Origin of the sequence: uncultured Maricaulis sp. (assembly GCF_905480005.1) — a bacterium.
In the GTDB taxonomy this organism is placed as follows: Bacteria; Pseudomonadota; Alphaproteobacteria; order Caulobacterales; family Maricaulaceae; genus Maricaulis.
Genome location: NZ_CAJQOO010000038.1, coordinates 42,420 through 51,345 on the forward strand (window position 1 = coordinate 42,420; position 8,926 = coordinate 51,345).

6 protein-coding genes are annotated in these 8,926 nt (G+C 62.9%); 5 read left to right on the forward strand and 1 reads right to left on the reverse strand.

Annotated elements, in window-relative coordinates:
• Positions 1 to 22: 22 nt before the first annotated feature.
• Both QZ266_RS04750 and QZ266_RS04755 read left to right on the forward strand, forming a co-directional pair.
• Positions 23 to 1,156 carry an efflux RND transporter periplasmic adaptor subunit gene (locus QZ266_RS04750; RefSeq protein WP_295692067.1) on the forward strand — a complete coding sequence of 378 codons (1,134 nt, stop codon included), beginning with the start codon at positions 23 to 25 and terminating at the stop codon, positions 1,154 to 1,156.
• Positions 1,153 to 4,353: an efflux RND transporter permease subunit gene (locus QZ266_RS04755; RefSeq protein WP_295692068.1), complete on the forward strand. Its 3,201-nt coding sequence runs from the start codon at positions 1,153 to 1,155 to the stop codon at positions 4,351 to 4,353. Before QZ266_RS04750 ends, QZ266_RS04755 begins: the two co-directional genes overlap by 4 nt.
• A gap of 6 nt (positions 4,354 to 4,359) precedes the next feature.
• Here the strand turns inward: QZ266_RS04755 and QZ266_RS04760 are convergent, their stop codons facing one another.
• Entirely contained in the window at positions 4,360 to 5,514 is a 1,155-nt protein-coding gene (locus tag QZ266_RS04760) for a PQQ-dependent sugar dehydrogenase (protein WP_295692069.1), read from the reverse strand.
• Positions 5,515 to 5,596: 82 nt separating this feature from the next.
• Between QZ266_RS04760 and QZ266_RS04765 the strand changes: the two genes are divergently transcribed.
• From QZ266_RS04765 to QZ266_RS04775, 3 genes are all read left to right on the forward strand, one after another.
• Complete coding sequence (locus tag QZ266_RS04765) at positions 5,597 to 6,055, forward strand: hypothetical protein (protein ID WP_295692070.1); 459 nt, start codon at positions 5,597 to 5,599, stop codon at positions 6,053 to 6,055.
• Positions 6,056 to 6,162: 107 nt separating this feature from the next.
• Positions 6,163 to 7,368: a hypothetical protein gene (locus QZ266_RS04770; protein ID WP_295692072.1), complete on the forward strand. Its 1,206-nt coding sequence runs from the start codon at positions 6,163 to 6,165 to the stop codon at positions 7,366 to 7,368.
• Positions 7,369 to 7,557: 189 nt separating this feature from the next.
• Positions 7,558 to 8,688, forward strand: coding sequence for a hypothetical protein (locus QZ266_RS04775; RefSeq protein ID WP_295692074.1), 1,131 nt, complete (start codon positions 7,558 to 7,560; stop codon positions 8,686 to 8,688).
• The last annotated feature ends 238 nt before the right edge of the window (positions 8,689 to 8,926 follow it).

Consider the following 8,926-nt stretch of genomic DNA (forward strand, 5'->3'; position numbering starts at 1 on the left):
GATGGGGGGTATCTCTTGGGACGTGAACGACGTTCGCCCTGATGGCGAGTCGTCGACCGATTCCGGCGAGACACATTTGGTCATGAAGTTCAATTCGTCCTACCTCTACGCGGCTGGCATTTTCGTCGCGGTGGTTCTGCTGTTCACGGTCGGAACCGCCTTGCGCAGCGATGCCGTCATCCAGTCGGACGACGCGTCCGATTCCCACCCGCTTTTTGAAGTGGTTACCCGGACTGTCGCCGCGTCGCCGCGCCCGGCGGAGCTGCGCTTGCGCGGCCGCACCGAGACGATCCGTGCCGTGACCGTCCGCGCCGAGACCGGCGGTCGTGTTGTCGAGGCGCCCATTCTGGAAGGCAGCCCCGTGTCTGCCGGCGATGTCGTTTGCCGACTCGATGTCGATGCACGCGGCGCCGCTGTGGACCAGGCCGAAGCCGATCTGCGGGCCCGCCAGCTGGAATATGATGCCGCTGCCGAGCTGATGGCGCGCGGCCACCGCTCGTCCAACCAGGTTGCGGCGATGGAAGCCGGCCGCGATGCTGCCCGCGCCCAATTGCGCGCTGCCCGCGAGGAATTGGCCAATATCGAACTGCGGGTGCCCTTCGATGGGTATTTCGACGGTCGTGATGCCGAGATCGGTGATTTCCTGCGGACCGGCGATCCGTGCGGCACGGTGCTTCAGCTCGATCCGATCCTCGTGATCGCCGAAGTCGCCGAACGCGATATCATGGCCCTCGAGCCTGGCATGCCGGGCAGCGCGCGCCTGCTCAGCGGCCAGCAGGTGGACGGCGTGATCCGCTTTGTCGAACGTCGCGCCAATCCCGCAACCCGCACTTTCCGGGTCGAGCTGGAAGTGCCTAATCCTGACGGCGCCATCCGCTCGGGCATCACGGCGGAAATCCGGCTCAACCTGCCACTGGAACCGGCTCACCGTGTGCCGGCCTCCATTCTCGCCCTCAATTCCGACGGCGATCTGGGTGTACGGATCATCGAGAATGGCGACACGGTGCGTTTCCTGCCCATCGAACTCCTGAGCGATGATGGTGAGCAGGTCTGGGTAAGCGGACTGCCGGAGACGGCCCAGATCATCGTGGTCGGCCAGGACTTCGTCTCGGACGGTACGCGTGTGGAAGTCCGCGAGGCCGGAGCGAGCCGGTGACCGGTCTCGTTGATTTCGCCATTGGCCGGGCACGCATGATCCTGGCCATTTTCGTCTGCGCACTGATCGCCGGACTGTTTGCCTTCGCCACATTGCCGCGCGAGGCCGACCCGGACATCCCCTTCCCCTTCGTCATCGTCGCCGTCCCGCTCGACGGGATTTCACCGGAAGACGCCGAACGCCTCATCGTTCGCCCGACCGAAACCGAGATGCGGGCCATCGAGGGGCTGGAAGAACTCAACGGGACGGCCAGCCTCGGCGTCGGTACCCTGGTGGCGGAATTTGATGTCCCCTTCGATGCCGACCAGTCCGTTCTGGATGTCCGCGAAGCCGTTGACATGGCGCGCCGCGAATACCCGGAAGATGTCCGCGAGCCCGTCATCCAGGAGTTCAACTCGGCCCTCGCGCCGACCATCGCCGTGCAGATTTATGGTGAAGCTCCGGAACGGGCCCTCTACCGGATAGCTCGCACCCTCGAGGACGAGTTGGAGGCCCTGCCGCAAATTCTTCAGGTCGATGTCCAGGGCCTGCGCGAAGAAGTGCTGGAAATCGTCATCGATCCGGCCCGGCTGGAGACCTATGGCGTTACCTATGCCCAGCTCTTCAATGCGGTTCAGTCCAATAATCGCCTGATCGCCGCGGGTTCACTGGACAGCGGCGAAGCACGCTTCCAGGTCAAGGTGCCCGGCCTGTTCGAAGAGGCGGAGGACGCGCTCAATCTGCCCCTGACCCGATCCGGTGATACGGTCGTGACCCTGCAGGACGTCGCCACGGTGCGCCGGACCTTCAAGGATGCCGACAGTTTCGCGCGCTATAACGGCGCCCCGGCCTATACGCTTCAGGTCGTGCGTCGGTCGGGCGAAAACATCATGGACACCGCCGCTGCAGTGCGGGCCCGGACCAATGAAATCGCCGAGGCCTGGCCGGAAACCATCCGTCACGACTTCTCGCTCGACCTCTCGACCTATGTTCGAGACAGCCTGCAGAGCCTGACATCCTCCATCATGCTGGCCATCATCCTGGTCCTGATCATCGTGGTGGCCGCGCTCGGCCTGCGCTCGGCGCTTCTGGTCGGCATCGCCATCCCATCCAGCTTTCTCTTCTCCTTCCTCCTGCTCGACATTTACGGGCTGACCGTGAACTTCATGGTGATGTTCGCGATGGTCCTCGCCGTCGGCCTGCTGGTCGATGGCGCCATTGTCGTGGTCGAGTATGCCGACCGCAAACTGGCCGAGGGCGCGACCCGCAAGGAAGCCTATGCCAGCGCCGGCAAGCGGATGTTCTGGCCGATCGTCTCGTCGACCGCGACCACGCTGGCCGCCTTCGTGCCCTTCTTGTTCTGGGATTCCATCCCGGGCCAATACATGGCCTTCCTGCCACTCACCCTGATCTTCGTTCTCACCTCCGCCCTGGTCATGGCGCTGGTCTTCCTGCCGACGCTGGGCTCGGTCTTCGGCCGCAAGGGTGGTGTCGTCGATGCCGACAGCGCCGTTGCGCACCTCAACGCCCAGGAAGATGGCGATCCGACCGACCTGCCCGGACTGACCGGCCGCTATGCGCGCCTGATCACCCATTTGGTCAGACGCCCTGTCATGGTCGCACTGGCCGCAGTCACAGTCGTCGTCGGCGTTGTCGTCAGCTTCGGGGCAACGGCCTCGAACATGCGCACCGAATTCTTCCTCGATGCGGAACCGGAGCAGCTCTATGTCTTCGTTCGCGCGCGCGGAAACCTCTCGCCGGCAGAGCAGTATGAGCTAGCCCTGGAGGCGGAAAACCGACTGGCCGGCATTGAGGGGATCAAGGGCTATTACACCGTCGCCGGAACCCCGCCCGGTCGCTCGCCCTTCGACGGGGTCGGCGCGGCGCCGGCGGACAGTGTGGCGCGTATCTTCGTCGAGTTCGAACCCTTCGGCCAGCGCCCCAATGGCCGCCTGATCGAACGGGAAATCCGCGACGCCATGGTTGGTATTCCCGGAGTCATCATCGAGGTCCGCCCCTTCCAGCAGGGCCCGCCGGTAGGCAAGGACATCCAGGTCGAACTGCGCTCGAATGATGCCGAAGCCCTCGAGGCTTCAACGCGCCTGGTGCGCGGCTATATGGACCAGATGGAGGGGCTCGCCGACATTGACGACACCCTGCCCCTTCCCGGTGTCGAATGGCGCCTCGATGTTGATCGCGAGGAAGCCGGTCGGTACGGCGCTGACGTGACCCAGCTCGGCGCAGCGGTGCAACTCGTCACCACCGGCACGCTGGTCGGGCGCTACCGCCCGGATGATGCCGACGAAGAAGTCGATATCCGCGTCCGCTTCCCGGCGGCCGATCGCGATATTTCACGCCTCGACGATCTGCGGGTGAATACGCAAACCGGGGCCGTGCCGATCTCCAATTTCGTCACCCGGGAAGCCCGGCAGCGCCTCGACTCGATCTCGCGGCGCGATGGCAAGCGTGTCCTGATTGTCCGCGCCAATGCCGATGAGGGCTATGCCGGCAATATCCTGCTGACCGAGCTTCGCGGCTTCATCGCGGATCGCATCGCCGACGGCACAATCCCACGCTCGGTCGAGGTCAATTATCTTGGTGCCGACGAGGAGAATGCCGAGGCCGGGGCCTTCTTTGCCAGCGCCATGGCGGCCTCACTCTTCATGATGGCAGTCATCCTGCTCTGGCAGTTCAACAATTTCTGGCATGTCCTGCTCACCCTGCAGGCCGTGGTTCTGTCGGTCATCGGGGTACTGCTCGGCGTGATGCTGACCTTCCCCTATATCTCCATCCTTTTCCTCGGTACGGGCGTGGTGACGCTGGCCGGGATCGTGGTGAACAACAATATCGTCCTGATCGACACCTTCCAGCGTCTTCGCGGCTTGGGCATGGCCGTGGATGAAGCCATCGTGCGCACGGCAGCACAGCGCCTGCGGCCGGTCATGCTGACCACGATCACGACCATTTTCGGCCTCCTGCCAATGGTCTTCCAGCTCAATGCGGACTTCGCGCACGGCACGCTGTCGATCGGTGGCCCGGCCAGTGAATGGTGGGTGCAATTATCCTCCGCCGTGGTCTGGGGGCTTGGCTTCTCGACCCTGCTGACCCTGCTTCTGACTCCGGTCATGCTCGGCGCGCCGTCCCGGCTGGCGAAATTCTTCGGCCTCGACCGCAAGGCAAGTCATCCGGAATCGGTCGAGCCGGCCCCGGCAGAGTAGTCGACGCTAGCGCGACACCCGGACCAGACGTCCGTCCGCCTCGTCGGTGAGCAGCCAGATCGCGCCGTCCGGCGCGACGCGGACATCGCGGATGCGTGCCTCGAGTTCGCCGAAAAGGATTTCCTCGCCGACCACCTCTCCGGCCTCCAGATCCACCCGGCGGACATGGCCGGACGGGGTATCGGCATCGCCGGCGATCAGGGCCGCGACGAGGAGGTCGCCCTCCCATTCAGGAAACATGTCACCGCGATAGAGCGCCATCCCGGCTGGCGCGATGGAGGGCGTCCAGGCGTGGAGAGGCTCGATCATGCCGTCATAGGTGTCGAACGGCGTGACCAGGGCGCCGGTGTAATCCGTGCCCTGGCTGACAATTGGCCAGCCGTAATTCCGGCCTTCGATGAGAATATTGATCTCGTCGCCGCCGCGCGGCCCGTGCTCATTGGCGTAGAGAACGCCATCAACCGCATCGTACAGCACCGCCTGGGGGTTGCGGTGTCCGATGGAGAAAATACCGGGCGCAGCGCCCTCAAACGGCGAGGGCATCGGCTCGCCGTCGAGGGTCAGGCGTACGAAGCTTCCAAGATGACTGGCGGGGTTCTGGGCCTGTTCTCGAAAGTCAAAGCCGTCACCAATGCCCAGGACCAAGGTCTCGGGAATGGGGGCATGACTGCCCGCCCGATGACCCGTGATACCACCCGGCAAGAAGGTGATCCGACCTCCATAATGAACATTGGACCGCCGATGCGGTGCCGCCTCGAACAAGGTCTCGAAATCGCTCAGGGCCTCGCCTTCAATCCGGCCCCGCCCCAGATAGAGCGTGTTGTCGTAGGGCTCACCGGCCGACCAGGTCAGAAAGACTTCGCCATCGGTGGCAAAGTCGGGAGAGATCGCCACGTCCAGCAGCCCGCCCTGACCGGACCACAACACCGCCGGCACACCATTGACGGGGTCGGAGACCTCGCCGTCGGGCGTCACGATCCGCAGCCGCCCGGGCTTCTCGGTGACCAGCATGCGGCCATCGGGCAGGAAGGCGAGGCTCCAGGGGTATTCCAGTCCTTCGACCACGGTTGCCAGTTGCGGCGCTTCACCCGCCGACTGCCCGGTAGCGGGGCCCGTCACGACAGCCGCGGCCAGAATCAGACTTGCCCAGATCATGCGCATCGCGCCACTCCCGAATTGTCGTCACCGGCGCCACCCTATAGGCTCTGCGAATGGCTGTAGAGGACCCGATTGGGTCAGGAATATGAACCGGTTTCGCATCACGGCAAGTTATCTGGCCGCCGTCCTTGTCGGCACAATTCTTGTCAGCCTGACCAATACGCATATCGATCTGCAGGCCCTGATCGCGATTGGGGCGGAAATTCCGCTCACCGTTCGCCTCGACGCCATTGCGCGCGATCTGGCCGGGTTCGGACCGACGCTGGGCGCGCTGACGGCGATCGGATTCGCCATCGCCTTGCCGGTCGCCGGCCTGATCGCCAGACGACTCGGACCGGGTTGGCGGTCTGTAGGCTTTTTTCTCGCAGGTGCCGTCGCCATCATCGTGATGATTTCGGCGATCACGATTTACTATCGTGCGGTTCTGGGATCGCTGATCACCCCTGTCGCCTCAAGTCGCGAGATCAGTGGCTTGCTGATGCTGTCCCTCGGCGGAGGCGTCGCCGGGCTTCTGTTCTCACGGCTCAAACCGGCCGCACATTAACTGCGTCATCGCGCATTCGACTCAATTGCATCTCGAATACCCCTGTTCCGGCAGACCGATCCTTAAATCGCCCCTGCCTAGCCTGCAGGTCACGAAGAGGGATGCCGATGACACGTATTCGCGAAACCGTCCGGTCCGATCTGCGCAATATCGTCAAGGGCGGCGCGACCTCCCGCATCCTCGACCTGCATTCGATCGCCCGCCGCCATGGCGAGTATGACGCCCATGCCGACAATCCCTTCTTCCTGAATTCCCGGCTCAATCGCTGCTTCATCGTCAAGCACACAGTGCGTGCCCACGAACGCCCCTATGTCATGTCGAGCCAGCCCGTGGTGACGAAGGTTCTCGTACCACTCGCGCATGATGACCTCGCCCTGGGTGGGCATGCGGTTTTCGTCGAGGAAATCGGTTTCGCCAGCAAGATGCGCACCCTGTTCGAGAGCAAGCAGGAACCCCATCTGATGGATCTGGACATGATCCGTCTGCGCGAGCTGGCAGGCCTGCCCTCCTTCGACCCCTTTCTCCTGGCCGAACGCTTCCGGGATCATGTGCGCCCCATCGATGAGTGCTATTTCGATATCACCGATGCCGAGGCGGAGCGGATGGAGCAATCCGTCGCCCAGCAGATCGCCTCGGTCGTGGCCCTGGCCTTCGGGACCAGTGATGCCGACCGCGATGATGATCGGGCCATGCGCTTCACGCGCCAGCTCCTGCCCGGAGACCTGGATGGCCGCATGCAGGCCTTGCGGAAATCCCTCGACATGACCGAGATCGAATTCAAGACCGGCATCTTCGGCTGGAAGGGCATTCTCTACTATCGCTGGAGCATGGGCGAAGCGCTCGGCGCGCTGAAATCCTTCCTCAACGAGCTCAAGGCCGTGAGTATCGTCGGCGCCTCTGATCACGAGTATAACGAGCTGCAGCACATGCGCCGGAGAATCATCGAGGAAACCCGACATCGCTGGAAAAGCCTCACATCGGTGATGGAGGAGTATGAGCAGGTCTTCGCGCGCTTCTGCCGCGGTGAGGACGCCAATGGCTTCAGGAAATTCCTGCTCAAGGCACCGAGCCTTTTCTATGATGTCGGCAGCGATCTGTCGGTCGTCAGCCATATCCCGGGCTATTGGACCTATTGGTCCAAGCAAAATGCCAAGGGTTTCCTGCAGGCCCGTGAGGCCGTGATGCTGTTCTCTGACTTCATTGCCAGTGTCACCCGGGTTTCTCCGGGTCGTGAACCCGACCTGGATGGCACCCGCCGGCGCACGCATTCCCTCATTCCCCACCCGGTCGTTCAGGCCGTCAACGCCGCCTGACGCTTCCCTATCCCCACCCTCGTCCCGCCCACCACGGGCCGCCGGCCCCGGCCGCGCGGCTCGTCGGATTCAGGACACGCAGCCGGCCAAGGCGCTGACTTCATAATATATGATCCGCCGCGTCAGCGACGGTTACCGGTCGGCGACACGTCCTCGATTAGCCTTGCCTGGTGTGGGCTCGGATTGAACATGGACGCAAATCTAACGCGAATTGTGCAGGGTGGCGGGACGACGCGGATTCTCGACCTCTATTCGATCACCCGTGCACACAAGCATGATCTCGATTTCGATCAGCGCCCGGTCTTCAAGAATCCCAAGCTCAATCACAGCTTCCTCATCAAGCACACTGTGCGGCCGCACGAACGCGCCTTGATGTCGGTCGATGCGGCCGTCGTCACCAAGGTGATCATTCCAGTCTCCATCGACGACCTCGGCATGGGCGGTCACTCGCTGTTTGTCGAGGAAAGACGCGGCCTGGCGAAGTTGCGCCTGTTTCTCGACCTGACGGTCGAAGGCGGCGACAATATTGATGACGATCTCACCCGCCTTCGCGAACTCGCGAAGCTTCCATCCTTCGATCCCTTTCTGCTGGCGGACCGCTTCTTGAAACATGAGCGGCCGGTCGACCCGCGGTATCTCCAGATCGCGCCAAAGGAACGCAAGGCCATGCAGGCCTATGTGGCGAGGCAGATTGCCGGCGTGGTCGGCCTTGCTTTCGGACGCGAGAATCTCGCCGAGGACGACGCCCGCGCCATGAAGTTCGCGGTCGAGATCATCGAGGGGAATGACACCGCCAAGATGAACGCGCTGCGCCAGACGCTCGGCATGACACCCGAGGAGTTTGCCGACGGCATGTACGGCTGGAAGGGTGTGCTTTACTACCGCTGGAAGCTGCACGATGCGACGGATCGGCTCCGGAAATTTGTCATCGAAATGGATGATGTGATCATTCGCGGCGTGACCCCGAGCGAACGACAGCAGATCAATGAGATCCAGCGTCTCATCCTCAGGGAAACCCGCCAGCGCTGGGCAGCACTGATCTCCGTTCTCGACGGCTTCCAACAAGAATTCGACCGGTTCTGCAGTAGCGGAAACGCCGAAACCATTCGCGACTTCCTGCTCAAGGCTGACAGTTATTTCTACCATCTGGGCAGCGACCTGTCGGCGCTGAGCCATGTGACCTCCTATTGGGAATACTGGTGGCGACATCGCGATCCCGACTCACTTTCGGCGCGTGATGCGATGGAGATTTTTCCGGCATTCCTGCGAAGCCTCATCCGCGACAGGGGCGACGGGGTTCCCAAGGTTCTCGTCACCTGACCGGCGACGCCGCCCGGCAATACCGATTGACCGGGGTCGACCCGATCGCGGACAAGAAAAAGGCCGACCTAGTGAGGCCGGCCTTTTCCAGTCCCGTCGAGAGCCCGGTCTACTCGATTGTCACCGGCATCAGATTGTCGTCTGAATTGCGGTCGATCAGCTTGTTGTAGGGGTCGATGCCGGCATAGAGCGGCTCTTCATCCACAATCAGCTCGATGCGCATCGTGGTCTCGTCGAT